At 72.2% G+C, this 26,402-nt stretch carries 23 protein-coding genes and 1 pseudogene; 10 read left to right on the plus strand and 14 right to left on the minus strand.

Features of this window, described 5'->3' with window-relative positions; translation table 11 throughout:
* Positions 1–118 precede the first annotated feature (118 nt).
* Together ACIGAQ_RS28660 and ACIGAQ_RS28665 are read right to left on the minus strand one after the other, a co-directional pair.
* Entirely contained in the window at positions 119–1,369 is a 1,251-nt protein-coding gene (locus tag ACIGAQ_RS28660) for a ricin-type beta-trefoil lectin domain protein (RefSeq protein WP_399787733.1), read from the minus strand.
* On the minus strand, positions 1,366–2,064 hold the full coding sequence (locus ACIGAQ_RS28665) for a type VII secretion system-associated protein (protein WP_399788439.1): 699 nt from the start codon (positions 2,062–2,064) through the stop codon (positions 1,366–1,368). Before ACIGAQ_RS28665 ends, ACIGAQ_RS28660 begins: the two co-directional genes overlap by 4 nt.
* 1,009 nt (positions 2,065–3,073) lie before the next feature.
* Between ACIGAQ_RS28665 and ACIGAQ_RS28670 the strand changes: the two genes are divergently transcribed.
* A complete protein-coding gene (locus ACIGAQ_RS28670; RefSeq protein WP_399787736.1) occupies positions 3,074–3,814 on the plus strand; it encodes a mannose-binding protein in 741 nt (246 codons plus the stop codon).
* Between the two features lie 26 nt (positions 3,815–3,840).
* Here ACIGAQ_RS28670 and ACIGAQ_RS28675 read toward each other — a convergent pair whose 3' ends face one another.
* The 7 genes from ACIGAQ_RS28675 to ACIGAQ_RS28705 all read right to left on the minus strand — a co-directional run bounded on the left by ACIGAQ_RS28675 (position 3,841) and on the right by ACIGAQ_RS28705 (position 11,875).
* Positions 3,841–4,839: an aldo/keto reductase family protein gene (locus ACIGAQ_RS28675; RefSeq protein WP_399787739.1), complete on the minus strand. Its 999-nt coding sequence runs from the start codon at positions 4,837–4,839 to the stop codon at positions 3,841–3,843.
* A gap of 197 nt (positions 4,840–5,036) precedes the next feature.
* A complete protein-coding gene (locus ACIGAQ_RS28680; protein ID WP_399787742.1) occupies positions 5,037–5,879 on the minus strand; it encodes an alpha/beta fold hydrolase in 843 nt (280 codons plus the stop codon).
* Positions 5,880–6,056: 177 nt separating this feature from the next.
* Complete coding sequence (locus tag ACIGAQ_RS28685) at positions 6,057–8,369, minus strand: FdhF/YdeP family oxidoreductase (RefSeq protein WP_399787745.1); 2,313 nt, start codon at positions 8,367–8,369, stop codon at positions 6,057–6,059.
* Positions 8,370–8,405: 36 nt separating this feature from the next.
* Positions 8,406–9,026, minus strand: a complete 621-nt coding sequence (locus ACIGAQ_RS28690; protein ID WP_399787748.1) for an SRPBCC family protein — start codon at positions 9,024–9,026, stop codon at positions 8,406–8,408.
* Between the two features lie 334 nt (positions 9,027–9,360).
* The gene (locus ACIGAQ_RS28695; RefSeq protein ID WP_399788442.1) at positions 9,361–10,029 is read right to left on the minus strand and encodes a class I SAM-dependent methyltransferase; all 669 of its coding nucleotides are present in this window, start codon (positions 10,027–10,029) and stop codon (positions 9,361–9,363) included.
* Between the two features lie 121 nt (positions 10,030–10,150).
* Positions 10,151–11,260: a glycoside hydrolase family 43 protein gene (locus ACIGAQ_RS28700; protein ID WP_362284667.1), complete on the minus strand. Its 1,110-nt coding sequence runs from the start codon at positions 11,258–11,260 to the stop codon at positions 10,151–10,153.
* Between the two features lie 168 nt (positions 11,261–11,428).
* On the minus strand, positions 11,429–11,875 hold the full coding sequence (locus ACIGAQ_RS28705) for a hypothetical protein (RefSeq protein ID WP_399787751.1): 447 nt from the start codon (positions 11,873–11,875) through the stop codon (positions 11,429–11,431).
* A 121-nt stretch (positions 11,876–11,996) separates the two neighbouring features.
* Between ACIGAQ_RS28705 and ACIGAQ_RS28710 the strand changes: the two genes are divergently transcribed.
* Positions 11,997–13,172 (plus strand): serine hydrolase domain-containing protein, encoded by a 1,176-nt coding sequence (locus tag ACIGAQ_RS28710; protein WP_399787754.1) that lies wholly within the window; start codon positions 11,997–11,999, stop codon positions 13,170–13,172.
* 187 nt (positions 13,173–13,359) lie between these two features.
* Here the strand turns inward: ACIGAQ_RS28710 and fxsT are convergent, their stop codons facing one another.
* Positions 13,360–15,384 (minus strand): FxSxx-COOH system tetratricopeptide repeat protein, encoded by a 2,025-nt coding sequence (gene fxsT / locus ACIGAQ_RS28715; RefSeq protein ID WP_399787757.1) that lies wholly within the window; start codon positions 15,382–15,384, stop codon positions 13,360–13,362.
* Between the two features lie 104 nt (positions 15,385–15,488).
* Complete coding sequence (locus ACIGAQ_RS28720) at positions 15,489–16,400, minus strand: LysR family transcriptional regulator (RefSeq protein WP_399787760.1); 912 nt, start codon at positions 16,398–16,400, stop codon at positions 15,489–15,491.
* A 72-nt stretch (positions 16,401–16,472) separates the two neighbouring features.
* On the opposite strand from ACIGAQ_RS28720, the pseudogene ACIGAQ_RS28725 reads away from it, so the two are divergent.
* Both ACIGAQ_RS28725 and ACIGAQ_RS28730 read left to right on the plus strand, forming a co-directional pair.
* A pseudogene (locus ACIGAQ_RS28725) lies at positions 16,473–16,850 on the plus strand (RidA family protein); the annotation flags it as partial.
* Positions 16,830–17,297 (plus strand): antibiotic biosynthesis monooxygenase family protein, encoded by a 468-nt coding sequence (locus tag ACIGAQ_RS28730; protein ID WP_399788445.1) that lies wholly within the window; start codon positions 16,830–16,832, stop codon positions 17,295–17,297. The pseudogene ACIGAQ_RS28725 and the gene ACIGAQ_RS28730, both read left to right, overlap by 21 nt.
* Here ACIGAQ_RS28730 and ACIGAQ_RS28735 read toward each other — a convergent pair.
* Entirely contained in the window at positions 17,294–18,166 is an 873-nt protein-coding gene (locus ACIGAQ_RS28735; RefSeq protein ID WP_399787763.1) for an aldo/keto reductase family oxidoreductase, read from the minus strand. The genes ACIGAQ_RS28730 and ACIGAQ_RS28735 overlap by 4 nt on opposite strands.
* Before the next feature lie 259 nt (positions 18,167–18,425).
* Between ACIGAQ_RS28735 and ACIGAQ_RS28740 the strand changes: the two genes are divergently transcribed.
* Entirely contained in the window at positions 18,426–19,298 is an 873-nt protein-coding gene (locus ACIGAQ_RS28740; protein ID WP_311678453.1) for a LysR family transcriptional regulator, read from the plus strand.
* Between the two features lie 63 nt (positions 19,299–19,361).
* Here the strand turns inward: ACIGAQ_RS28740 and ACIGAQ_RS28745 are convergent, their stop codons facing one another.
* On the minus strand, positions 19,362–20,306 hold the full coding sequence (locus ACIGAQ_RS28745; protein WP_362284650.1) for an SDR family oxidoreductase: 945 nt from the start codon (positions 20,304–20,306) through the stop codon (positions 19,362–19,364).
* A gap of 345 nt (positions 20,307–20,651) precedes the next feature.
* On the opposite strand from ACIGAQ_RS28745, the gene ACIGAQ_RS28750 reads away from it, so the two are divergent.
* From ACIGAQ_RS28750 to ACIGAQ_RS28765, 4 genes are all read left to right on the plus strand, one after another.
* Positions 20,652–20,993: an SAV_915 family protein gene (locus tag ACIGAQ_RS28750; RefSeq protein ID WP_362284647.1), complete on the plus strand. Its 342-nt coding sequence runs from the start codon at positions 20,652–20,654 to the stop codon at positions 20,991–20,993.
* A gap of 14 nt (positions 20,994–21,007) precedes the next feature.
* A complete protein-coding gene (gene lysA, locus ACIGAQ_RS28755; RefSeq protein WP_399787768.1) occupies positions 21,008–22,204 on the plus strand; it encodes a diaminopimelate decarboxylase in 1,197 nt (398 codons plus the stop codon).
* Between the two features lie 24 nt (positions 22,205–22,228).
* Positions 22,229–22,609, plus strand: a complete 381-nt coding sequence (locus ACIGAQ_RS28760; RefSeq protein WP_399787771.1) for a hypothetical protein — start codon at positions 22,229–22,231, stop codon at positions 22,607–22,609.
* 487 nt (positions 22,610–23,096) lie between these two features.
* Entirely contained in the window at positions 23,097–24,296 is a 1,200-nt protein-coding gene (locus tag ACIGAQ_RS28765) for a S8 family serine peptidase (RefSeq protein WP_399787773.1), read from the plus strand.
* A gap of 172 nt (positions 24,297–24,468) precedes the next feature.
* Here the strand turns inward: ACIGAQ_RS28765 and ACIGAQ_RS28770 are convergent, their stop codons facing one another.
* A complete protein-coding gene (locus tag ACIGAQ_RS28770; RefSeq protein WP_311678446.1) occupies positions 24,469–25,383 on the minus strand; it encodes a LysR family transcriptional regulator in 915 nt (304 codons plus the stop codon).
* 72 nt (positions 25,384–25,455) lie between these two features.
* On the opposite strand from ACIGAQ_RS28770, the gene ACIGAQ_RS28775 reads away from it, so the two are divergent.
* Positions 25,456–26,343, plus strand: a complete 888-nt coding sequence (locus ACIGAQ_RS28775; RefSeq protein WP_399787776.1) for an SDR family NAD(P)-dependent oxidoreductase — start codon at positions 25,456–25,458, stop codon at positions 26,341–26,343.
* The last annotated feature ends 59 nt before the right edge of the window (positions 26,344–26,402 follow it).

Consider the following 26,402-nt stretch of genomic DNA (forward strand, 5'->3'; position numbering starts at 1 on the left):
CCTCAGCGTGCGCCCCGCTCGGACCGGGGGCGCGTGTCGGCGAGCCGACGGTTGCCATCATGTCCCGCGCTGACGCGGGCGGGTGCCGGGAGGGGGTCTCCCGGTGGGCGGAGCCCGGTCAGACGCTCCACTTCTGGTTGTCGGTGCCGGCGCACGTCCACAGCTGCAGCACGGCCCCGTTGCCCCGGTTGTTGTCCTTGATGTCGACGCACTTGCCCACCACGGTGTTGACCAGGTCGTGGCTGGCGTTCAGCGTGAACTTCTGCGCGGCGTTGCCGTTGCACCAGGCGATCTGGATCGGGGTGCCGTCGCCGTAGTTCGCGCCCGCCACGTCCAGGCACTTGCCTCCGATGCGCATGGTGCCGTCCGAGGCGAACTGCCACTTCTGGGCCGGGCTGTTGTTGCAGTCCCACACCCACAGCTGCTTGCCGTCGCTGAAGTCGCCGTCCGGCACGTCGACGCAGCGGCCCGAGAGATGACTGCGCAGGGACACCGGGGAGCTGAACGTCACACCCGAACCGGCCGCGGCCGGACGGTCGTTGCCGCCGCCGGACGTGCCGCCACCACCCCGCGCGTCCTGCCGGCCCTTCGCCGGAGCCTTCGGCTGCTCCTTCGCGGCGGTGTCCTTCTTCGGCTCGTCCTCGCTCTTGTCCCCGCTGCTGGGGGAAGCGGGGGTGTCCGGCGTGGTCGTCCGGGGTGTGCCGGCACGCTCGCGCGCCTTGGCGGAGGGGCTGCTGTCCGGTGACGACACCACGAACTGGCCGGGCGCCTCCTGGCCGTCGTCGCCGAGCACGGTTCCGGCGCCTGCCGAGGCCTTGCGGCTCTCGTCGTCATTGCCGCCGAGCACCAGGAACGGCACCGACACCAGCAGTGCGCCCGCGACGGCCGCTCCGGCCAGTACCGCCTTGCCGGGCCGTCCGACCGGGGCGGCCTGCTGCCGAGGCCGGTCGATGGCGGTCTCGGTCATGGTCCGCACGAGCGCGGGCAGCCTGCTCTTGGCCGCCGCCGCGGCCCCCGGATCGGCCTCACCGGTGGAGCGGGGAGCGGGGGAAGCGCCCGTCTCGGAGTCCGCGGCGGTGGATGCGGCGGTCCGGGACGGGGCAGCCTCAGGCGCTTCCGTCCCGTCGCCGCCGTCAGCGCCCGTGGGCCCGGAGGACGGCCCGGTGGCGGAGACGACCGCCGTGGCCGGGGCTCCGGCCTCCGCCTTCCCGGTGGTGGCCGGCGGCGCGGACTCGTCGCCGGAGCCGGAGCCGGGGACAGGGGCTCGGGAGGCCACGGCGGTCTTCGCTGCGGGCGCCCGCCCGCCCTCGGCAGCGGACTCCGTACCCGCCCCCGGGGATGCGGAGGGCTGCTGGGCGGATCGCGTCACGGGGTACTCCCTGAGGTGGAAGGCCAGGGTTCGGGTAGGGCGTCGTTCCGGGGCCCGACGGGGGACGCGGCCGCGGAGGCGCCCGGGTCCGCCGCCGAGGTGGCTCCGGGCAGGTCGTCCGCCGGGACGAGCAGGGGAGCCGCGGCCCCGGCGTTGACCATCAGCAGGGTGCCGGACCCACTCAATGATCGGACCAGCTTCCGCACCTCCACCGTGTCGTGGTGAAGTGCCGGGGACATGAACGCGTGGACCGGCGAGGTGAACAACAGCACCACGGGCGCCCCGTCGCGTCCGGCGGCCACGAGCGGTCGGCCGTCCGGCCCGCGCACCACGTCGACCTCCGCCTCGGCCAGCACCGCGAGAGCCTCGTCCACCGTGCCGTAACCGGTGGCGGCACGTTGTGCCGCCGCGTCCACCGGATCGGTGGGCTCGGGCCAGCCGAGCGCCCGCGCCGAGGGACGGTAGGCGGGGTTCGCGCGGAACTCCGTGACCTCGCCGCTCTCGTCCGCCTGCCATTCCCCGACGAGCGCCCAGTCCGGCGGTGGCCGTCCCTCGGCCCACTCCGGGTCCACCACACCGATCCAGTGACCCGGCGCCTGCCGTGCGGCGGCACGCACGGCGTCGGGTATGTCAGGGGTGTCGGCGGCCTCGGGCAGGTCGCCTGGGCTGACCACGTGCCGTTCCTGGGGCCGCATCTCCACTGAACTCTTGGGTCCCTACGCCTACTTGGGGTGCCGAACGGCATTGCTGGATGCCGACGCTGATCAGTCGGGGGCCAACAGGATGCCACACGAACTCGGCCCGTGGGCGCCCGGGTTGGCTCCGTTTGGGCCGCTGGCATGCCCGTTTCCCGCCCGGGTGGGGAACGTTCCGGGACCAGCGCGGCGACGGGGGTCAAAACGACGGAGGCGGTTGAGGCGGCAGCGCGGTCGTCGTCCGGGATACGGGCTAAGTTGGCCTTGTCGTCGATCTCGTCGACGTACAGTGCGTGCCGTCCGGCCGGATGGCCAGGCCGGAGCCGTACGGGGGAGCGGGCGATCCGCAGGGCGTCGGACCGGCTGCTGCCTGCCCCTGCCGGGCCGGGGCCGGGCGTACGACCGGGGCGACCGGAACGACCGGGATGCATCGGCGGTTCTCGGTACGGCACCTGTCCGAGGCTCGCCGGGTACGACGGCCCGTGCCGTGCCCGTCAGGCCGTCGCGCAGTCCCTGCCCACCATCGAGAGCTCCGCCACCGAGGAGGAGTAAGCGCATGTCCCCCCAGCACCACACCCCCGGCGCGAAAGCGGAGAAGGCCGCCGGCCCCGGCGCGGAGGAGGCCGGTACCCCACCGGAACGCTCCGCAGCGAACGGGGAGGAGGCCGGCCGGGCCACCACGTCCGAAGCGCCCTCGGGTACGGCCGCGGCTGCGAAGCCGACCGCGTCCGAAGGGGAGCCGGGCGGCACGGAGCCGGTTGCCGCGCCGGATGGGAAGCCCACCGCGCCCACAGCCGAGCCCGGCAGCGCGCAGAGCGCATCCAAGGCGCCGGAGACCTCCACGGGGCCTGGCACTGCCACGGCGCCTGGCACTGCCCCGGAGCCCGAGGCGTCCACCGCGCCGGAGACATCCGAGACGTCCACCGCTCCCAAGACGTCCACCGCTTCCGAGACGTCCACCGCTCCCGACGCGGCCCCCGCAACAGACGTTTCGGCCACGCGTATCGGCGTGGCGGCAGCTGTCGCCGCGGCCCCTCCGAGCGTCACCTCCGCAACCGGCGTGGACACGGGGCGGCCCAGGAAGCCGGTCCTGGCCGGAGCCGCGGTCGTCGGCGCCGTGCTGATCGCCGTACCACTGCTGCTCGCCGGTGGAGGGAACGACGACGGCCGCGACCCCTCCCGCACCGTGGCGGCGGAGGATGCCGACACCGTGCTGAGGCAGGAGTCGGCGCCCGCCGCCCTGGACGACTACGTGGCCGAGAAGCCCAGCGCGTCCCCGAGCAAGGCGAAGCCGACCAAGAGCGCGGCGCCGGTCGCCGCCGCGCCCCCACCCGCGCCGGCCGCACCGCAGCCCAGCAGCTCACCCACGAAGACCGCGAAGCCCAAGCCCAAACCGAAGCCCAAGCCCAAGCAGACCCCGCAGCCGAACTGGAGCACCGAGACCGTCTCGGCGGTCAGCGTCCTGGAGGTCAACCAGGCCTGGACCACCAACCGCATCCGCATGGTCATGCAGACCGACGGCAACCTCGTCGTCTACAACGAGAAGGGCAAGCCCATCTGGGCGTCCATGACCTTCGGCCAGAACCACAGGGCGATCTTCCAGGGCGACGGCAACCTCGTCATCCACAACGCCGCGGACCGCCCCATATGGGCCTCGAAGAGCCATGGCCACGACGGGGCACAACTCGTCCTGCGGGCCGACGCCAAGGTGGTCATCGTGCACAACGGCCGGGTCGTCTGGTCGACTTGACCACGGGTGCGCCAACGCTGCCGCCGTCAGCGGCGCTTGACCCCCGGCCGGGCCGCCGGAGCGAGGGTCGGCTCGGTGACGGGAACGTCCCCGAGTGCCTGGTCGACGGCCGCGAGCACGTCGTCGGACAACGCGACACCGGAGGCGGCGGCGTTGGCGTGGACCTGCTCCGGACGGGAGGCGCCGGTGATGGCGGACGCGACCTCGTTGCGGCGCAGGACCCAGGCGAGGGCCAGCGTGGGCAGGCTCAGCCCGGCCTCCTCGGCGACCGGGACGAGCCGCTGCACCGCCTCCAGGGCGGCGTCGCTGTAGACGAGGTCCTTGGACACCGCCATGTCAGCCGACGCGAACCGGCTGCCCTCCGGCACGGGCTGCCCGGGCTTGTACTTCCCGGTGAGCACGCCCTGAGCGAGCGGCGACCACACGATCTGGGAGATGCCGCTCTCGGTGCAGAGGCCGAAGACCTCGGCCTCGGGGGCCTGCCACAGCATGGAGTACTGCGGCTGGGAGGAGACGAACAGGTCGGGGCCGGCGATCTCGACGGCCGTCCGGATCTGTTCGGGGGTCCACTCGCTGAAGCCGACATAGCGCGCCTTGCCCTGCTCGACGACCTTCCGGAACGCCTCCACGGTGTCCTCGATCGGCACGCTGGGATCGAAGCGGTGTGCCTGGTAGAGGTCGACGTGGTCGGTCCTGAGACGGGTGAGGGAGGCGTCGATCTGCTTCGCGATCTGCGCGGGGGACAGGCCCCGGTCCGCCGGGTCGTCGGACATGGGGAAGTAGACCTTGGTGGCCAGGACGTAGGAGTCGCGCGGGTGCTTCGAGAGGATCTCGCCCCAGGCTGTCTCGGCGGCCCCCTGCCCGTAGACGTTGGCGGTGTCGAAGAAGTTGATGCCGGCGTCGAAGGCCGCTTCGGTGCAGGCACGGGTCGCGTCGGCCTCGATGCCGCCGGAGTAGGTCAGCCATGACCCGAGCGAGATCTCCGAGACCTGGAGGTCCGAGTTGCCGAGTGTGCGGTACCGCATGGATGCTCCTCGCTTCCGTTGTGCGTACCTGACGGCGGTTACCCCGTACCACCGCCGGGCCACCGGCTCCCGGGGCGGAATCGGTGAAGCCGGGAGGTCCGGGCCCCAGGGGTGAGAGCCGCGCGCAGGGTCGGTGAGCCGCCGTGCCCGGTCACCCGGCCGTGCCCACCGGCCCCTCCCGAGCCCGGTCGGTCCCTTCATCCAAGCCCGAGCATCGCCTCCGCGACCTGCCCGACCGCCGCCTCCGGGATCGTGGTGGCGGCCTCCTCCAGGAGGAGCAGTCGCGCCCCGGGGATCTCCCGCGCGATCGCCTCGGCGTTGCCGACGGGGAAGAATCGGTTGCGGCGGCCGTGGACGACCAGCGTGGGGACCCGGATCCCGGGCAGGCGCTCGCGCCAGCGGGGTGCGCAGTCCAGCCTGGAGAACACCATGCCCATCTGGTTGGCCATCTGGACCTGGGGCGCCGTGCCGGGCGTGCGGTCCCAGATCCGCGCCGCCAGGGCGCGCGCCGTGACGGGATCGTCGCCCAGGATCTCCGCACCCGCGGCCATGAACCCCGCGACCGCCTCGCGGTCCGTCCACTCGGGCAGGGGACGCGCGAACAGCCGGCGCATCGTCGCCCCGTCGTGGTCGGGAAGGTCGTCGTCGGGCGGACCCGGGGCGACCGCGCGGGTGCCGACCAGCGTGAGCGCCGAAAACGCGGCCGGATGGTCGAGCGCGGCCACCTGGGCGACCATCCCGCCCACGCCGATCCCGGCCAGATGCGCGGGCCCTCCACCCAGCGCGTCGGCGAGGGCAGCCGCGTCGGCGGCGAGGTCGCGCAGAGTGTAGGCAGGCGCCTCCGGGTCCGCAGTCGTCGACTCCCCGCTGTCGCGCAGGTCGTAGCGCACCACACGGCGCCCGCCGGCGGCGAGGCGCTCGCACAGCGCGTCGGGCCAGGAGAGCATCGTCGTCCCACCCGCGAGCAGGACGAGGGGCGCGTCGCCGTCTCCGAACATCTCGATGCCCAGGGTGATCCCACCGACGTCGATCGTGGTCACCGGATCACCTCGACAGGGCGCAGGTCAGTGATGATGCTTGTCATGCGGGGGCAGACCCGTTCCAGCGCCATAAGTCATCGCTCGTACGACCCCGGGCCGGGATGCGCGAGGCCACCGGCGGTTACTCAACCGACGGGGCCCGCCGGAACGGCGGGCCCCATTGGGTCGTGCGGGCGGTCAGGCGGGCGCGGGCCGGGCCCGGTCGCGGGCCGGCTCCAGGCGGACGACGATGCCCTTGGACGTCGGCTGGTTGCTGATGTCGGCGACGCTGTCCAGTGGCACGAGGACGTTCGTCTCCGGGTAGTAGGCGGCAGCCGAGCCCTTGGCGGCCGGATAGGGCACGACCTTGAAGTCCTCGGCCCGCCGCTCGGTGCCGTCCGCCCACACGCTCACCAGGTCCACGAGATCACCCTGGGCCAGGCCGAGTTCGTTGAGGTCGGCCGGGTTGACGAGCACGACGCGGCGGCTGCCGTGGATGCCGCGGTAACGGTCGTTGTCGGTGTACGGGACGGTGTTCCACTGGTCGTGCGAACGCATCGTCTGCAGCAGCAGGTGCCCCTCGGGCGCGCGGGGCACCACGGGCTCGTTGCAGGTGAACAGGGCCTTGCCGACCTTGTTGTTGAACACGCCCTCGTTGACCGGGTTGGGCAGCTGGAAGCCTCCGGGGCGGGTGACCCGGGCGTTGAAGTCGTGGAAGCCCGGCACGACGCGGGAGATACGGTCGCGGATGGTGCCGTAGTCGCCCTCGAACGTGTCCCAGGGGATGTCCGGCTTGCCGTCCAGGGTGAGGCGGGCCAGCCGGCACAGGATGGAGACCTCGCTGAGCAGCAGCCGGGAGGCCGGTTCGAGGCGGCCCTGGGAGGTGTGCACCTCACTCATGGAATTCTCGACGGTGACGAACTGCTCCCCGTGGGCCTGGACGTCGCGCTCGGTGCGCCCCAGGGTCGGCAGGATCAGCGCGGTGTCGCCGCACACGGTGTGCGAGCGGTTGAGCTTGGTGGAGATGTGGGCGGTCAGCCGGCACGAGCGCATCGCCTCCTCGGTGACCTCGCTGTCGGGAGCCGCGCGGACGAAGTTGCCGGCCAGGGCGAGGAAGACCTTGATGCGGCCCTCGCGCATCGCCTTGATCGCGTTCACCGAGTCCAGGCCGTGCGGGCGGGGCGGGTCGAAGCCGAACTCCCGCTGCAGCGCGTCGAGGAAGGTGTCCGGCATCTGCTCCCAGATGCCCATGGTGCGGTCGCCCTGCACGTTGCTGTGGCCGCGCACCGGGCAGGCGCCGGTACCGGCGCGCCCCAGGTTGCCGCGCAGCATCAGGAAGTTGACGATCTCCCGGATGGTGGGCACTCCGTGCTTGTGCTGGGTGATGCCCATCGCCCAGCAGACGATGACGCGTTCGCTGTTCAGGACCTCGTCGCGGACCTTCTCGATCTCCTGGCGGGTCAGTCCGGTCGCGGTGCGCACGTCGTCCCAGTCGATCGTGCGGGCGTGCCGGGCGAACTCCTCGAAGCCGGTGGTGTGGGCGTCGATGAAGTCGTGGTCGAGCACGGTGCCGGGCCGGGCGTCCTCGGCCTTCAGCAGCAGCCAGTTGAGGGCCTGGAACAGGGCGAGGTCGCCGCCCGGCTTGATGTGCAGGAAGCGGTCGGCGATCTGGGTGCCGCGTCCGACGATCCCGCGCGGCTTCTGGGGGTTCTTGAAGCGCCGCAGTCCGGCCTCGGGCAGCGGGTTGACCGCGACGATCCGGGCGCCGTTGCGCTTGGCCTCCTCCAGGGCGGTGAGCTGGCGCGGGTGGTTGGTGCCCGGGTTCTGCCCGACCAGGAAGATCAGGTCGGCGTGGTGGAGGTCGTCGAGGCTGACGGTGCCCTTGCCGGTGCCCAGGGTCTCGCTCAGGGCGAAGCCGCTGGACTCGTGGCACATGTTGCTGCAGTCGGGCAGGTTGTTGGTGCCGAAGGCGCGGGCGAACAGCTGCAGGACGAAGCCGGCCTCGTTGCTGGCGCGGCCGGAGGTGTAGAAGACGGCCTCGTCGGGGGAGTCCAGCGCTCGCAGTTCCCGCGCGAGGACGCCCAGGGCGTCGTTCCAGCCGATCGGCTCGTAGTGGTCGGAGCCGGGCCGCTTGATCATCGGCTCGGTGAGCCGGCCCTGCTGGTTGAGCCACTTGTCGGAGCGGGCCGCGAGGTCGGAGACGCTGTGCTCACGGAAGAAGCCGGCGGTGATCCGGCGCGTGGTGGCCTCGTCGTTGATGTGCTTGGCGCCGTTCTCGCAGTACTCGTTGCGGTGGCGCCGGCCCGGGGCCGGATCGGCCCATGCGCAGCCGGGGCAGTCGATCCCGCCCACCTGGTTCATGGCCAGCAGGTCCACCCCGGTCTTGCGGGGGGAGGTCTGCTCCAGGGAGTACTCCAGGGCGTGCACGACCGCGGGGACTCCGGCCGCCCACTTCTTCGGCGGCGTCACGGAGAGGGTGGTCTCCGGCTCCTCGCCGGGCGGGTTCTGCATCGGTTCGCCTTTCTCTCGCCGTGTCCGGCACACCGTTCAGCCGACGGGCCACTGGGCCACGCGGCTCCTGGGCGGTTCCGGGTGGTCGTGCTGCACGCGCCCGTTGCGGATGGTGCCGCGCCAGGCCCCGCCCTCCTGCCCCAGACCCTCGATGAAGTGCTTGAAGTTCAGCAGTTCGCCGCGCACGAGCCGGGCCGTGAGCCGGGTGGCCCCCGACGAGCGGGTGAGGACCCGCGCGGCTCCCCGCGGCTCCAGGAGGATCCGGACGGTGATCGCGGTGCCGCCGGAGCCCGTCGGCCTGAACTCGACCTCGCCCTGATGGGAGGGGTGCTGCTCCAGGCCGCGCCAGGCCAGGTAGGCATCGGGGTCCTGCTCCAGGATCTCGACGGCGAAACGGTGGCGCAGGGGCCCGTAGCCGATGCTCCAGGCGGTCACGGTGGGCCTGATCTGCTCGACGTCACGCACCACGGCCGAGAAGCGCGGGAACGTCTTGAACTGCGTCCACTGGTTGTACGCCGTGCGCACCGGCACCGCGACCTCGATCGTCTCCTCGACGTGCCGCTCCCGCAGCGGACGGCGGCGCGTGACGCCGTCACCGTCGGTGCGCGTCCCCGGCGTGTTCGGCACGGCCTGCTGGGCGTCGTCTGCGTGCGCCATCGCGGTCTCTCCTCCGGTGAGGGAGCCGGGCGTCGGGGCACCCGGGCCTCCCCTCGTGCGTCAGGGCTGCTCTTCCGGTTCCCTCATCGAGTCCTTCGAGTCCCCCGGATGCGTCCGTGTCTTCGGGCGACGCCCTCCGCAGCAGGGCGGACCGGGTGACGGTGCCGGCCCACGGCGGCCGGCCGACCGCTGAGCCCGGGCCTCCCGGGCGCCCGGGAGGACGGCGTTCCGGCCGGGACCGTGGGAGATCAGCGCTCACCACCAGCGTCGTCCCCGGCCCGCCCATCCGCCACTCCCGTGATCCACCAGGGGGGAGGATCACCCCGTCCGGGTCTCAGCGCAGCCTGCGCACCCGCAGCACCAGGTCGTCGGTGTGGTGCGCGCCGGCGCCCCCCTCGGGCATCGCCCGTGGCCGCTGCTCGTCCACCTCCACCTCCCAGTCGTCGTCGAGCAGGTCGACGACCGTCGAGGGCCACACGTAGTCGGCCGGGTCGAATCCGCTCTCCTGGGCCTGCCGGGCGTCCACCCCCGCGTGGTGCACGAACAGCAGCACGCCTCCGGGCGCGACGGCGGCGAGCAGCGCCCGCTCGGCCGCCGCGTCGGGGGTGCGCAGCAGGGCCGGGTACTGGGCGGACACCAGGTCGAACGAGCCCGGCGGGAGCACCGCCCCGGTCAGCGCGGCATGCACCCAGCGGATCGTGACGCCGGCGTCCCGCGCGTGCCCGGCCGCACGCTCCAGGGCCACGCCCGAGACGTCCAGCGCGGTCACGTCCCAGCCGGCGCGGGCGAGCCAGATGGCGTCCGCGCCCTCACCGCAGCCGACGTCGAGCACGCGCCCGGGTGCGAGCCCGGCCACCTCGGCCACGAGCGCGCCGTTGGGCCGGCCGCTCCACAGCTGCTGCCGGTCGGAGTACCGGTCGTCCCACTCGGCCCGTACGGCGGGATCGCCCACGTATCCGTCGGCGGGCGAGGGCAGGTCGGAAGCGGGGGGTCCCGCTGCGATGTCGGATGCGGGCTGTCCCGCTGCGATGTCGTCGGTCACCCACCCACCGTCGCCCACTCCGCGCGGGCCCGCCCAGTCCTCTTGCCGGTTCGGCAAACGGCACCGGGCCCGGGCTGCGCGCTCACTCGAAGAACTTCAGGCTGAAGCCCACGTCGGTGGGGGATCCCGGCACGTTGGCCCGGCGGTAGGTCGTGCCGCCCCACCAGACGGCCGTGCCGGTGTACCAGTACCGGTTGGCCCAGGAGTACGGCGTCCCCTTCTGGACCGCGTGGAACATGGTCGGGAAGCGAGGACCCGCGGGCGGACCGGCGGCGACGTCGCCGCGCGGCAGGACGAAGGTGTGGTGCCCCGGGCCGTCGACGTACAACGTGGGGTGCCACCCCTCCATCATCGACGAGGCGCGCGATCCGAACAGGCAGCCGTTGCTCTTGTACCAGTCCCACACGTAGGTCGGGTCACCGCCGGCCCGCAGCCTGAGGTCGGCGATGCAGTAGTCGCTGCTCCAGCTCCCGTTGGCGGAGTAGGCGATGTGCAGGCGGCCGTCCGGGTCGACGACCGGCTGCGGCGCCTCGTTGATGTACGGGTTGCCGACCACGCGCTCCCAGGGCTCGCGCGGCTGCGAGATGATGTGGCGGCCGCCCGTGGCCGCGGTCGGGCTGCTCATCCGCGCGATGTACAGGTTCTGTTCGACGTTGGTGTCCCCGGCCCAGCCGGACCACACGAACCAGCGCTGGCCGCCGAAGGTGAACGGCACTCCGTCGATCGCCCACTTGTCGTCGGGCAGGGCGACCTTGGTGGCGGGGGAGTAGCCGGTGTCCGGACGGGAGGAGCTGATGTGGTACATCCGGTGGGCGGCGCCCGTCCCGGCGGCGAAGTAGATGCGGTACTGGCCGTCGTGGTGCACGATCTCGGGGGCCCAGACCTCGCCGAGCCCGCCGGTGTCGTTCCAGACCTGGCGCTTGGGAGCGGCGGCGATGCCCTCCAGCGTCGTCGCCGTGCGCACGGCGATACCGCCGTCCACGGACTTGGCGGCCACGTACAGGTCGCCGACCTTGATGACGCTCGGGTCGGCGCCGCCGAGGGTGGTGCGGCCGCGCACGGAGGACGTGTCCTCCGTGCCCGTGGCGGCGGCGTGCGCACGCCCCGCGGGAGCGGAGACCTCCCCGACGACGAGCGCTGCGGCCAGGGCGAACGGCACGAGGGCCGCCAGCCATCGACGGGAGGGGGACATCCGGGCCTCCTAATCATGCTCACGTCAGAGAGCGCTCTCAGATGGTCCCCGCCCGGCGGAGGAGCGTCAAGGGACCGCGTCGGGCCGGGCCCCGCACCGGCGACGACATCAGCGCCCGCAGGCGCACCACGCGCGGCTCAGCCGCAGACGCTCCTCAGCTTCTCCTCCTCAACCAGGCAGGTGATGCGAGACGCCCACCTCGTCGACCTCCACGTCATCGGTGAACGGGCCGCCCGCCGCAGCGAGGAGCGCGCCGGCGAGCGCCAAGGCGCCGGCGAACGCCCGACAGCGCTGCCAGGACCACCGCTTCCGCGAGGAGCGCGTCGTCACGACGGGCCCTCCGCACGCGATGGTCACCCGTGCGTCCAGCCACGCCTGCGCCTCGTCCCCGCGCACCCCGCAGGCCGCGACGAACGCGGCGACCAGTTCCTGGCGAGGCAGCCGGTCCCTGCCGAGCATCGTCGCCGCCGTGGAGTAGGGCAGGACGTGGCCCGCGTCCTTAGCGCGGCGTTCCAGCTGGCGGTAGCTGAGGCCCGACCACGCCTTGAGGCGACGGAGCGCTGCCACGAAGGCTGCCGCGTCGGTGTCCGGCGGTGTGGGCGGTGCTGTGGTCATCGCGGTTCCCCCTGTCGACCTGGACGTACACGGGCTCGCACAAGCCCGAACACCATGATGGCTTGAGGAACGCCTGGAGCGGTGGCCAACCTCCGTAGGAATCACCGACATCGGAGGTCATGTGAGCACCACCGTCTCTCGCCCTTGCCCGCGCCGCCGCACCGCCCTCGCCGCTGCCGTCGCCGTGGCGCTCACCCTCGGCGGGTGTACCGAAGGGCGCGGCGGCGCGCGGGCGTCGACGGCGCGCACGCCGAACCCGCGGTCCCGCGACGGCAAGACGGTCGCCGACTTCATCCGCCGTACCCTGCCCACTGGGCCCAGCGGCACCGTGGTCGCCGCCCGCGGCGACCGGCTCGTCCACTGCGGCGGGTTCGGAACGGCGGTCCGTGCCACCGGCACACCCGCGAGCTGCCGGACCGTCTACGACGTCATGTCGATCACGAAGCAGTTCACCGCGGCCGCGATCGTGAAGCTGGAGGTGATGGGCCGGCTCCGCGTCAGCGACCCGATCAGCCGGTTCCTCGGGCCCCGGCGGCAGGTGCCCCGGGACAAGCGGGGCATCACGATCGAGCAGGTGCTCACCCACACGTCGGGTCTGGCCGAAGGGCTCGGCGGCGACTACGACCCCATGACGCGTGAGGAGTTGGTGCGCCGCGCCCTGTCGTCGGAACTGCTGTCCGACCCCGGCACGAGGTTCCACTACTCCAACACCGGCTACAGCCTCCTCGCCGCGATCGTCGAGGAGGCGTCCGGGGAGTCGTACGAACGGTTCCTGGCCCGGCACCTGTTCGCCCCGGCCGGGATGAAACAGACCGGATACGTCCTGCCGCGCTGGCCGCGCCACTTCGTCGCGGTGGAGTACGACCGCAAGGGCCGCAGTCAGGGCAGGCCCTTCGACCACCCCTGGGCCGCCGACGGACCGTACTGGAACCTGCGCGGCAACGGCGGCATGCTCTCCACCGCCCAGGACATGCTGCGCTGGCACCGGGCACTCCTGCGCGACGACGTCCTTCCGGCGCGGGCCAGGAGCAAACTGTTCGCACCCCGTGTACCGGAGCCGGAATCGGACAGCGCGTACGGATACGGCTGGAGCATCCGGGACACCGCACACGGCCCTCTCGCCTGGCATGACGGCGGAAACGACTGGTCCCTCGGGTTCCTGGGCCGGTTCCTCCGTGACGGCCTCCTCGTCTTCTGGATCAGCAACCACGCCCACCGTGACGGGGCGTGGAACCTGGAGGACCACGCGGAGGCCCTGACGCTGGGCATCGCGGATCGCATGCGTGCCGGGGGGTGACACCCTGTCCCACTTCGCTTCAGCAGCGCGCCAGCGGTCAGCCGTCACGTGGCTCACCCGGTTCGGCGACCGGCGGGTCGACTGCACCCGACGTCTCACGGCACACCGCAGACGATCAGCGCACCGCACGCCACCCCACGGAGGGCGCGGCATGGTGTGCTGCGATGGGGGGTGCGATCCGACCGTGTCACCGCCGCAAGCTGTCCGCGAGCCTGACGGCGTCTTCGGTCTTCGGGTGACTCGCGCCGAGTCGGCTGCGCAAGATGTCCGCGCCTCGACGCGCCGGTTCCCAGGCAGCCGGGTCGTTGACCGCGTGGAGGGCTCTGGCGTGGAACAGCAGGGCGTAGCCGATGTACAGATGGTCCGACGGGTAGTGGGCCTCGCGGATCCGCAGGGCCCGTTCGATGTACGGCAGGGCCGCCGCCGGATCGCCGAGGTCGAAGTGGACCGTCGCCAGGGCGACCAGGTCGAAGCTCACATAGGGGTCGTCCGGGCCGTGCGCGGCCTCGTCGATCCGCAGCGCCCGCTCGGCCAAGGGCAGTGCCGCCCGGTGCTCGTCGAGCATGCACAGCGTCCGGGCGAGGGTGGCCAGGTCCGTCGCGATGACGGGGCTGTCGGCGGGCAGGCAGGACTCGTGCAGGCGCAGTGCTCGTTCCGCCAGAGGGCGTGCCGTCTCCGGTGCTCCGAGGTCCCGGTGGATCTGCGCCAGGGTGATCAGATCGAAGCCGATCTCCGCGTCCCGGTCGTCGAGGGTTTCGTCGAGTGCGAGGGCGCGCTCGCACAGGGGCAGCGCCAGTGCCCGGTCGCCGATCGCGAGGAGGAACTCGGAGGCGGGCCGGAGCAACTGTGCCGTCTCGGCCGCGTGTTCCACCGGCGGGTCGTCCTTGGTGACGGCCAGCACGTGGGGGAGCAGGGTGTGCCAGCGTGGCTGGGCGTCCGGGTCGCCGTGGATGTCGCGCGGTACGACCTCCAGCAGTGCGCGGCGCAGCCGGGACCGGGACGTCGTGAGTTCCTCCGGTGTCATCGAGGCGCGGACGGCCGCCTGTACGAGCCGGTGCACCACCAGGGCGGAGTCCTCGCGCCGCGCCAGGCCGAGGCCGGCCAGCGCACCGACCGTCGCGTCCCACGCCAGTGGGTCCCGGGCCGCCGCGATCAACGGGTCAGGGTCTCCGGTGAAGAGATCCAGCGGGACGGGCTCGGGAGCCAGGAGGGCGCACAGCCGCAACAGCTCCACAGCTTGGGGGTGTTGTTCCTGCAGCCTGCGCACGCTCAGCTGCCACAGGGTGGAGACGACCACCGCGGGCCGGTCGGCCAGTTCACCGCGCGCGATCATCTCTTCCAAGCGCGTGGCCAGCAGCGCCGCATACGCGTCGGCGGACGTGTGGTTGAAGTTCATGTAGCCGGCGGCCTGCTCCAACGCCAGGGGCAGGTCGCCCAGGTGCTCCGCGATCCGGTCCGCCGTCCCGGCGCTCGTGCCGGGCACCCGGCGCATGAGCAGGTCGACGGACTCCTCCCGCGAGAACTCGTGCAGATCCAGCACACCGGCCGTGCCCGACCACGCGCTCACCCGCGTGGTGACGAGGACGTGGCCGTTCTTCGCCAGGTCACCCGACGGCAGTGCGTGCAGCAGGGGGCCGGGCTTCTCGGCATTGTCGAAGATGATCAACCAGGGTCTGCGGTCCCGCAAGGTGGCGTACACACCCGGGACGACCTGCCCCGAGCCCGCGTCGGCCAGACCCAACTGACGGGCCAGCGACGCGAACTGCGAGGCCAGCAGGTCGGGGTCCTCCGCGTCGACGAACCCGACGAACCGGTACTTCGACAGGTGGCGGTACGCGTACTCCACCGCGAGCTGTGTCTTGCCCACACCGCCCAGCCCGTGCACGGCCACCGTCGTGACCTCACCCGCCGAGCCGAACTGCCGTCGCAGCTCCCGCAGCGCGACGTCGCGACCGGTGAAGTGGGTGTTGCGCGGCGGCAGACGGTACGTCATCGGCGCGGCCGGACGGTGCGGCGGGCGGTCACCGCGTGCCTCGGGGCGCAGGCCCAGCCAGGCGAGCGGAACCAGGAGCAGCAGCACCACCCACGGATGGAGGCGCACGAAGTCCAGCGGCCCGGGCCACCGGCTCTGCTCCGAAGCGGCGTTGAAGGCGAGACTGCCGACGAACAGCACCAGCAGAGCGGCCACCGCGCCGACCAGCCTGCGCCACATGGGCTTCCTCCCCGGTCGGTTCCACGACGGCCGACGCGATCGTAACCGAGGACCGGCTCCTCGACGCATCGGCGACGGGAGCCGTACCGGTAGTCAGGCCGCCGTCAGCGTGGCCCGTCCGCAGGCTCCTGGCCGACGCTCGCCAACAGACGGGTGACCAGGGGATTGAGGTCGTTCTCCCGCCATGCGACGGCCACCCGCGTCCGAGCCGTGCCGGGCTCGATCCGGCGGAAGGCGACACCCTTGAGACGGATGCGCCGGATGCCCGCCGGGGCCAGGGAAACGCCCAAACCGGTCTCCACGAGGGCGCACACGGTCTGCCACTCCACCGCGTGCTGAACGATCCGCGGTGTGAATCCCGCTGTCGTGCACAGGCCGATGATCCGGTCGTGCAGCGCCGGACCCACCGCGCGGGGCAGCAGGACGAAGGGCGAGTCGGCCAGCTGCGCCAGCCGTACGCTGCGTTGCCCGGCCAGCGGATGGGCGGACGGCAGCACGGCCACGAAGGGTTCGCTGACCACCGTCCTGAAACACAACCCGGTCTCCTCGCCGGGAGGTTCGCGCAGGAGACCGACGTCGATCGTCTCGTCGCGCAGGGCGGCGATCTGTGGAGTGGTGGTCATCTCGCGGATGTCCAGGTGCACGTCCGGCGTCCGGTCACGGAACGTACGCAGCAGACCGGGCAGGACCGTCAGGGCGAGGGAGGCGGCGAAGCCGATCCGCAGGCTGCCGGCCCTGCCACTGCCTACGGCCCGGGCCGCGGCCAGGCCGTCCGCGAGCTCGGTGAGGGCCCGCCGGGCGGCGGGCAGCAGTTCGTTGCCCGCCGGGGTGAGGGTGACCCGCCCCGGGGCGCGGGTGAACAGCGCGTGCCCGACCCTGTCCTCCAGGCGGCGGATCTGCTGACTCAGCGGCGGCTGGGCGATGCCCAGGCGGGCCGCCGCGTGGCCGAAGTGCAGTTCCTCCGCGAGCACGACGAAGGCGTGCAGCTGCGGCAGCGGGATCTCGGGGCGCTCCATACGCCCAGGGATATCAGGTGATGCGGGTGGCCGTATTAGACGTATCAGTGCCGGGCACTTAGCGTGCGGCGCATGACAGAGCGACGCGCCATCCTCAGCGGCTCGACCTTCGAGGAGCAGATCGGCTATGCCCGCGCCGTGGTCGACGGCGACCGGGTGCATGTATCCGGGACGACCGGCTTCGACTACGCCACCATGACGATCTCCGACGACGTGGTGGAGCAGGCCGAGCAGTGTCTGCGCAATGTGCGATCCGCACTGGCCGAAGCGGGCTGCACCTTCGCCGACGTGGTGCGCGTGCGCTACCTGTTGCCCGAGCGCGAGGACTTCGAGCCCTGCTGGCCGGTCCTGCGCCGCTGCTTCGGCGACGTCCGGCCGGCCGCCACGATGCTCGTGTGCGGTCTCGCCGACCCGCGCATGAAGATCGAGATGGAGGTGGAGGCGCGGCGGCAAGTCCCGCCGCACACCGACAACGCCACCCGCCGGTACTCCACAGCGCCCGTCCGTCCGGTCGAGGCCTTCGAACCCCCTTACTACGTCGCTGTCTTCACCACCGTGCGCAGCCCGAACCAGACCGACTACGGCGAGACCGACGCCCGTATGGAAGAACGGGTGAAGGACCTCCCCGGATATCTGGGCATGGACCACGCGCAGACCCCCGGCGGTCTGGGCATCACCGTCGGCTACTTCCGCGACGCGGACGCTCTGACGGAGTGGCGGACGGACGCCGAGCACCGCGCGGCGCAGGAGCGCGGGCGAGCCGAGTGGTACCGCAGCTACACGCTGCACGTGGCGAAGGTGGAACGGAGCAGTGGGTTCAGGTCCGTTCGGGCCGCGAGCGAAGCGCCGGCCGCACGCTCCGCCGGGTCTCCCACCCCGGGTACGGGCCCCCGCTAGCCGCCGATCGCGTCCAGCTCGGCGAGGTCCTCCGCGGAGAGCGACAGTCCCGCGCCGGCGACGTTCTCGCGCAGGTGCGCCACCGACGAGGTGCCGGGGATGAGCAGGATGTTCGGCGACCGCTGCAGCAGCCAGGCCAGGGCGACCGACATGGGCGTCGACCGGAGCCGGGTGGCGACAGCGGACAGTGCCGCGGACTGCAGCGGGGTGAAGCCCCCGAGCGGGAAGAACGGCACGTAGGCGATGTCCTCGGCGGCGAGGTCGTCGATCAGTGCGTCGTCGTGGCGGTGGGCGAGGTTGTACAGGTTCTGCACACACACGATCGGTGCGATGTCCCGCGCCTCGGCGACCTGTTCCGCGGTGGCGTTGCTCACCCCCAGGTGGCGAATCAGTCCCTGCCGCTGGAGTTCGGCGAGCGTCTCGAAGGGCTTGGCGAGGGAACCGGGCCGGGGACCCTGGGCGTCACCGAGCCGGAGGTTGACCACGTCGAGCACGTCGACGCCGAGGTCTTCCAGGTTCTCGTGGACGGCGCGGCGCAGTTCATCGGGCTCCCGGGCAGGGGGCCAACCGCCCTGCGCGTCGCGGACCGCACCGACCTTCGTCACGATGCGCAGCGACGCGGGGTAGGGGTGCAGCGCTTCACGGATCAGCCGGTTGGTGACGCGTGGCCCGTAGGCGCCGGCGGTGTCGATGTGGGTGATGCCGAGCTCGACGGCCTCCCGCAGCACATCGAGTGCCCCTTCGCGGTCGGCGGGCGGGCCCATGACCCCGGGACCGGCGAGCTGCATGGCTCCGTAGCCGAAGCGGGTGACGGTGAGGTCGCCCAGAGGCCGGACGCCGCCGGGCAGTGGGGTCGTGACTGTGTTCATGCTTGTCTCCTCCTGGCTGAGCGGGATGTCCTGCGGGGCTGCGTGTCACGTGGCCCACCGCGGCGCGTCCCACCGCTCAGCGCGTCCCCACCGCTCGACGCGTCGAAGCGCTCGGCTCGCGGCAAGCGCCCGTGCCGGCCACGGGACCGCGATGCGCTGCCCCCGATGCCGTCGATGTTCACCCGCCCGGAAGGGATACGACCAATACCGATGCGGTGCCCTGTCATACCCGGCGGGTATCACCGCGTACGCTGAACCGATGGAGACCCTGGAAACCCTGGAGACCCGGGAGCTGCGGTACTTCCTGGCCGTCGCGGAGGAGCTGCACTTCGGCCGCGCCGCCGAGCGCCTCGGCATGGCCCAGCCGCCTCTGTCCCGGGCCATCCAGCAGCTGGAGCGGCGGCTCGGCGTCCGCCTGCTGGATCGCAACCGCCGCGGCGTCGCCCTGACCGAGGCCGGGGAGATGCTGCTGCACGAGGGGCGCGCAGCCCTCGACGCGGTGACCGCCGCCGCGCGCCGCACCCGCCGCTCCGCAGGCGCCGACGGTTCCGGCGGCCGCCGCAACCGCCTGGTGCTGGCGGTGAAGGCCGCCGCCTCCCACGAACTGCTGCACAAACTCCTCGACGCCTACGCCGCCGAGCCGGACGCGGTCGAGGTCGAGGTGCTGCCGAGCGGAACCTGCGAGCAGGGTGACATGCTGCGCGACGGCCGCGCCGACGTGGCGCTCATGCACGCACCGTTCAACTCCCTCGCCGGGTTCGACAGCGAGGAGCTCCTGACCGAAGGGCAGATCGCCATCCTGCCCGCCAGACATCCCCTCGCCGCGCGCAGGACACTGACCCTCGCCGACGTCACCGACATCCCGGACCTCCCACTGGCCCGCTGGACCCGCGACGGCACCACCCTCCCCGGCCCGGGCCCCGAGATCCACGACCAGACGCAACTGGCCCAACTCATCGCCCTGGGACGCACCGTGGCGATCTTCCCCGACTCGGCCCGCGCCTGGCTCTGGGCCGAGCACACCGCCGTCCCCCTGACCGACGCGCCTGAGGTCGTCACCCACATCGCCTGGCCCGCACACAGCCGCTCCCAGGCCCTCGCGGCACTGATCCGCACGGCCACACGTCTCTGAATCCTCCACGAGGAGACGCCTGGTCCTTCCCGTACGTCTCGCGGATGCCGGCTCGCAGGTTGGTCAGGAACGCTGCTCGGGTGGGTGCGGCCGTGCCGCCGCCTGGTGGGCGTCGTAGTCGGCCCTGCCGCCCGCGCCCAGGACGCCGGTGTCCGCCGCGAGCCGGCTCGGTGGCTGCCGGCGCAGCTCCCGGCGGGCCAGGCGGGAGACGAGGGCGGGGAAGGCGGGCCGCAGCGGCTGGCACCAGCGCAGCCACGGGGGCGCGTAGATGTGGCGGGCACGGCGCCTGATGCCGGAGGCCAGCCATGCCGACACCTGCTCGGTGCTGTGGACCTTGCGAGCGAAGGCGGGCTGATTGCGGCGCAGGGCCTTCAGGACGGGGTGGTCGTCGATGCCGGTGATCATGTCGGTTCCGGTCCAGTGCAGGTAGGCGATGCCGACCCCGACCCCGTCCGGTTCGACCTCGCCGCGCAGGGCCAGAGCGAACGACTCCGCTCCGGCCTTGGAGGCGCAGTACGCACTCATCATCGGGGACGAGCCGAAGGCGGCGGTGGAGGCGATCTGCAGGAAGTAGCCGCGGGTGTCCCTGAGGTGAGGCAGGAAGGCCCGGGCGGTGTTGGCGGAGCCGGTGAGATTGACGTCGATGACCCGCTGCCACAGGTCGGCCGGCGTGTGGACGAAGGGCCCGCCGGTGGCGATCCCGGCGTTCGCCACGACCACGCTCGCCCGTCCCAGGGCCTCACTGATCTCGCGGGCGGCACGGTCGAGCGCGTCCCGGTCGGTGACGTCGGTCTCGACGCAGAGGCTGCGGCCCGGCAGAGCCGCGGCGGCCTGGCGGAGGGTGGCCTCCTCGCGCCCTATCAGCGCGACGAGCATCCCCGCGTCCGACAGGCGCCGCGCGAGAGCCGCACCCACACCGCGGGCGGCACCCGTCACGACCGCGACCCGCCCCGCCAGCGGCGAGCCCGCCACCTCCGGAGCTCCTCCCGACCCGGGGATCTCACTCATACGTCCCTCGCTCCGTACCCACACCGTCCCGCCGACGGCGCCTTCGCACCCCTTCCGTCATACCCGGCCGCATGGATGCGTTCGAGATACAACGCGCATTCGGCGGCACCGCCACCCAGCCGCCGAGCAGTGAGCAGCGAGCAGCGAGGGCGGAAGCCGGGAAGCCGGCACCTGCCCACGGCAGCCGCGTCAGCATGCCGTCAAGGCGGCCGGGAGTTCCGTCAGTGTTCCGTCAGAGGCGTCCAGCGACACGGAGCACCGGGCATAACGTCGCTGGTGAGCCCCGGTCCGCCTCCCCGCGTCCGGGGCCTTCGACAACACACCTTCCGACCGCTGGAGGCCCCCATGGCAGTACTGATCGACGGTGACACGTCCGAACCTCCGGATCGGTTCCCGGCCGGAGCGCTGTACGTGCCGGTCCGGCCGGGACCCACCGGATACGTGACCCGGCTGTTCCGCACGCCCCTCGGCGTCCGTACGGCCGTCGGCTTCACCTGCGAACGCACACTGACCGGCACACTCGGCCCCCACCAGCGGTGGATCCGACTCGCCGAACCGGCCCTGCGCGCGCTGACCGCCCCGCTCGGCATCACCACCGTCACGGTGGACCCGCTCTTCGCCGCCCCGGCTCCCACGCCGGTCACCACTCCCGCATCGGCGTCCAGCGTCGCGCTGCTGACCGCCTGAGAGGGGCCGACACCATGACCACGGTCCACGAACCCGCCACCACGCCCACACCCGCCGGGGTGCCGGTGTGGCCCGCGTCCACCACCGAGCCGGTGCGCGGTGATCTCGCCGTGGGAGGCGTTCCGCTCAACGAGATCGCCGACCGTTTCGGCACACCGGTCCACGTCCTCGACGAAGCCGAGGTCCGCGAACGCTGCCGCACCTACCGCCAGGCCTTCCCCGACGCCGAGGTCCTCTACGCGGCCAAGGCGTTCCCGTGCCGGGCCATGGCCCACTGGACGGCCGAGGAGGGTCTCGGCTTGGACGTCTGCTCCGCTGGGGAACTGGAAGTGGCCGTCACCACCGGTTTCCGGCCGGAGCGCATCGTGCTGCACGGCAACGCCAAGTCTCCGCGCGACCTGGACACCGCACTGCGCCTGGGCGTCGGACGGGTCGTCATCGACAGCCCCGCCGAGACCGCCCGGCTCGCCGCCGCGGTCGGCCCGGACGGGCACCAGAGGGTGATGGTGCGCGTCGTGCCCGGTGTCAGCGCGGGCGGACACGAGAAGATGCGCACCGGCACCGACGACCAGAAGTTCGGCCTGTCCATCGCCGACGGCCACGCGGCGCACGCCATCGCGCGCATCCTCGGCCAACCGCAACTCCGGCTCACCGGCCTGCACTGCCATGTGGGCTCGCAGATCACCAGCGTGCGGCCGTACCTCGTCGCCGTCCGCCGCATGGTCGGCCTGATGAGCCGCCTCCACGAACAGCACGGCCTGGTCCTGCCCGAACTCGACCTCGGCGGCGGACACGGCATCGCCTACCGCCCCGGTGACCAGGTCCTCGACCTGACGGCCCTGGCGAGCGGGGTCCGCACCGAGCCGGCCGAGGCGTGCGGCCGGGCCGGCATCCCGGTGCCGCGCCTCGTGATCGAGCCCGGGCGGGCGATCGTCGGACCGGCCGGAGTCGCCCTCTACCGTGTCCTGTCCGTCAAACACACGGGCCGTACCGTGTTCGTGGCCGTGGACGGCGGCATGAGCGACAACCACCCCGCCCTGTACGGAGTCCGCTACGCACCGCGCCTCATCGGCCGCCGCAGCACGGCGGGCCCGGCCCGGGCGACCGTGGTCGGCCGCCCGCCCGTGGTCGCCGTACGCGGCGGTCTGGCCCGCCTCCTGGTCCGCCGGGAGTCCCTGGAGGATGTCCGCAGCCGGGACATGGGCCTGTAGCGGCGCGGGGCCTAAGCTCCTGCCATGACCACTTGGTACGTCCTCGTGGAAGAGGACACACGGGAGACCAAGTACGCCGAGGGCGTGGAACTCAAGTTGCACCGGTGGAAGTTGGTGGCCACCCGGGGCGTCGGCTCGACCGCGGAGGAGGCGGCCGCGGAAGCCGAGCGGCTCGCCCTGCGGCACGTGCCGGCCGTGATCGCCCGGCATGCCAGACCCGGCGATCAGCCCGCGAGGGAGGCCTATCTCACTCCCGACGGCTCGTGGGTGGTGTCCGTCAGGCAGCGCGGCCGCGAAGCCCACGTACGAGTGAGCGTCGCCCGACTGATGCACCAGCAGGCGGAGAGCGAGGCCGAGGTCCCTGCTTCTGCGAGCTGGAAGGAGAAACTGCGCAAAGCCTTCTGACGCACAGTCGGCAAGGAGAGCGGGCAGGGTGCATGGCACCCTGCCCGCTTTCACGCCTCCCCTTCAATTGTTGCGGGAGAAAACAGATGAATCCCGGTTCATCGCCCACGCATTTTCCGGGGTTCCAAACCGGCCTGCTTTCCGGGCCGCGACGCGGTCTGCACCAATTTCAGGCCCGGTCGGACCGCCGGTTCCGCAATCGCTTGCTGTGAAACCGGCGGCGCCTACCCGCATTTCGCACGGCCACGTCGGCCTCTCCTGTATGGGCACATATTCTCGACACGATGTCCGCATGAGCGTCGGCCATGTGAGGGCCAAGTGTGCGGACGTGATGGCTGGTTCACGTGCTGTCGACCTGCGCTTACGGCACCGATCCGCTTGAAGTCCTTGATCTGCGCACATCAATCAGTCAGGTTCGAGGCGGACCCGACGCAGGTTCGGTCCGAACTCCACACCCCCCACACCACCTGACGAGGAGAACCCTCACATGGCATCTCGCGCATTCACACGCAGAATGCAGCTCCTCACCGCTACTGCTGTCGTCGCGACCCTGACGACCATCGGTACGGCCCACGCGCACACGGCACCCGAACCCACCCCGGCAGAAGGCACCGTGTACGGACTCGGCGCAAAGGACGCCGTTCCCGGCAGCTTCATCGTCACGCTGGACGAAAAGGCGAACAAGTCCGCGCTCGCCAAGGAGTACGGCGGCAAGCTCCGGCGCACGTACTCGACCGCCGTCAACGGCTTCTCCGCCAGTGGCCTGTCATCGGCCGAGGCCAGGCGGCTGGCCGCGGACCCGGCGGTCGCCAAGGTCGTACAGGTCAAGAAGTTCAGTATCGACGCCACCCAGGACAACCCGCCCTCCTGGGGCCTGGACCGCCTGGACCAGGCGGACACGGCCGGCGACAGCAAGTACACCTACCCCGACGGCGCGGGCGAGGGGGTGACCGCGTACGTCATCGACACCGGCGTACGGATCTCGCACAAGGACTTCGCGGGACGGGCCAGTTCGGGCTTCGACGCGGTGGACAACGACAACGACGCCAATGACGGCAACGGCCACGGCACCCACGTCGCCGGTACGATCGCCGGCACCGCCCACGGAGTGGCCAAGAAGGCGAAGATCGTCGCCGTCCGGGTGCTCGACGACAACGGTTCCGGAACGACCGAGCAGGTCATCGCCGGCATCGACTGGGTCGCCAAGAACCACCAGGGCCCCTCGGTCGCCAACATGAGCCTGGGCGGTGGCGCCGACCCGGCCATCGACGAAGCCGTGAAGAAGGCCATCGCGGCCGGTGTCACCTTCGGTGTCGCCGCGGGCAACGACTCCGCCGACGCCGGGCAGGGCTCCCCGGCCCGTGTCGCCGAGGCCATCACCGTCGCCTCCTCGACCAAGGACGACCAGCAGTCCGACTTCTCCAACTTCGGTTCGGTCGTGGACATCTACGCCCCCGGCTCGGACGTCACCTCCGCGTGGAACGACAGCGATGACGGCACCAAGACCATCTCGGGCACGTCCATGGCCACCCCGCACGTCGTAGGTGCCGCGGCCGTCTACCTGGCGGGCCACAAGGACGCCACGCCGGACCAGGTGGCCAAGGCCCTCACCGACGGCGCCACTCCCGACAAGATCTCCAACCCGTCGCAGGGCACCGCGAACAAGCTGCTCAAGATCGTCGAGTAGCCACAGCCGACCCGGCGCCCGCCGTACCGCCCCCGACCGGGGCCGCGGCGGGCGCCGGCCGTTGCCGGGACGGCTGCCCGCCGCCGACCGCCGACGGCCCTCGTCCGTGCGCCGGCAACCCCCCACCCCCGCACACCGCACCGCCGGCACCGGCCGCGGCCGGCAGTCGCCGTCAGGTGGTATCGAGGGCGGCGGCGCGGAGGGCAGCCGCCACCCGGGCGACCGGCTGCGTGGACGGGCGATCGAGGCGGGCCAGGAGCAGGCGCCGTTGTTCCTGAGGTCCGCCGCGCACCGGCAGGATGCGGACACCCTCGGGTGCGGCCGGGGCGAGCGCCGCCGACACGGTGGTCAGCCCCAAACCCGCGGCGACGAGGTGGAGTTTGGCAAGCCAGTCGCGTGCGGTGTGGGCGATCTCGGGGCGTTCGTCCAGGCCCGGCCATACGCCCATCAGGCGGTCCTCGCCGGAGGAGGGGCCCGCGATCCAGCGCTGTCCGCGGAGATCGGCCACATCGACGAAGTCGCCCCGGGCGAGCGGATGGGAGACCGGTACCGCCAGGCGCAGGGAACGCTCGGTGAGTGTCTCCACCACGAGCGGGGGCGTCTCGGTGTCCGGCGAGCGGAAGGGCGGCGCTGAGCCGAGCAGAACCACATCCAGGCTGCCGGCGCGCAGGGCGCGTACGAGGACGGGGGTGGTGCCCTCACGGCTGACCACGCGCAGACCCGGGTCGGTGCGGCTGAGTTCGGTGAGGGCCCGGGGGAGAAGGACGGCTCCCGCGCTGGGGATCCATCCCAGGCGGACGGTACCGGCCGCTGGGGGCAGGCCGGACAGTTCCCTGGCGGTCGCTTCGATCTCGTCGAGCACGACCGTCGCGTGCCGCAGGACGGTGCGGCCGGCCGCGGTCAGCCGGACGCCTTCGCGCCGGCGCTGCAGCAGTTGCGTGCCCGCGGCCCGTTCGATCGCGGCCACCTGCCGGGACACGGCGGACTGGGTGTAGCCCAGAGAGGCGGCGGCCGCGGTGAAGGTCCCGTGTTCGGCGACGGCGCGGAAGACGCGCAGCGCGGTGAGGGAGACATCCTCGAAGTCCATGACGTTTACGCATACCAGATGTGCCGAACTTTCGTTGGACGCATGACGCGCCGCGTTCTTAGCGTGGCAGGCATGAACGCTTCTCGTATCGCTCTCGTCACCGGCGCCAACCAGGGGCTGGGCCGCGCCCTGGCCGAGGGGCTGGCGGCCCGTATGAACGCGGACGATCTCGTCCTGCTCACCGGCCGCAGCCACCGGCGGGTGGGGGAGGCCGCCCACGAGGTCGGCCGGTTGCCCGGCACACGCGCCCGCGTCGAGGGCCACGTCCTGGACGTCACCGACACCGATGCCATCGCCCGTCTCGCTGGCGAGCTCCGAGCGCGCCACGGCGGGGTCGACGTCGTGCTGTCCAACGCGGTCGCCCGGTTGTCGCCCGAGGAGTCGCAGGCCGAGCGGGCCGATGAATTCATCGACGTCTCCAACACCGCCACGCACGCGGTGCTGCGGGCTTTCGGCCCCGTTCTGCGCCCGGGCGGCCGGCTCCTGGTCGTGGCCAGCAGCCTGGGCACGCTCGGCCATCTCGACACCCGGCTGCATCACCTCTTCGACGGTGCGAGCCTCGACCAGGTCGAGTACGCCGTGGAGTCCTGGCGCAGCGCAATCCACAGCAGGACGGCGCAGGAGGCGGGCTGGCCCCTGTGGCTGAACGTGCCGTCCAAGGTCGCTCAGGTCGCCGCCGTCCGTGCCGTCGCCGCCGAGCGCCGTGCACGCGACCTGGCCGACGGCACCCTGATCGCGGCCGTGTGCCCGGGCATGGTCGACACGGCCACCTCGCGGCCCTGGTTCGGTGACCACAGCCGGGCCCAGACCCCTGCCCGAGCCGCCGAGGCCGTGCTCGACCTCGTCTTCGCCGAGCACGTGGATCCCGCCCTGTACGGCGAACTGGTCCGGTTCGGAAAGGTCCTGCCCTGGCACGACGGCACACCTCCGGTGGAACAGGACCGGATGCTCACCCCCTGACCCCCGAAGACGCCGAGTCAGGACGCCAACTCAAAAAGCCGGGTCGTCGCGCCGGGTCG

The organism is Streptomyces sp. NPDC085932, assembly GCF_044540525.1.
GTDB classification, from domain to species: Bacteria; Actinomycetota; Actinomycetes; order Streptomycetales; family Streptomycetaceae; genus Streptomyces; species Streptomyces levis.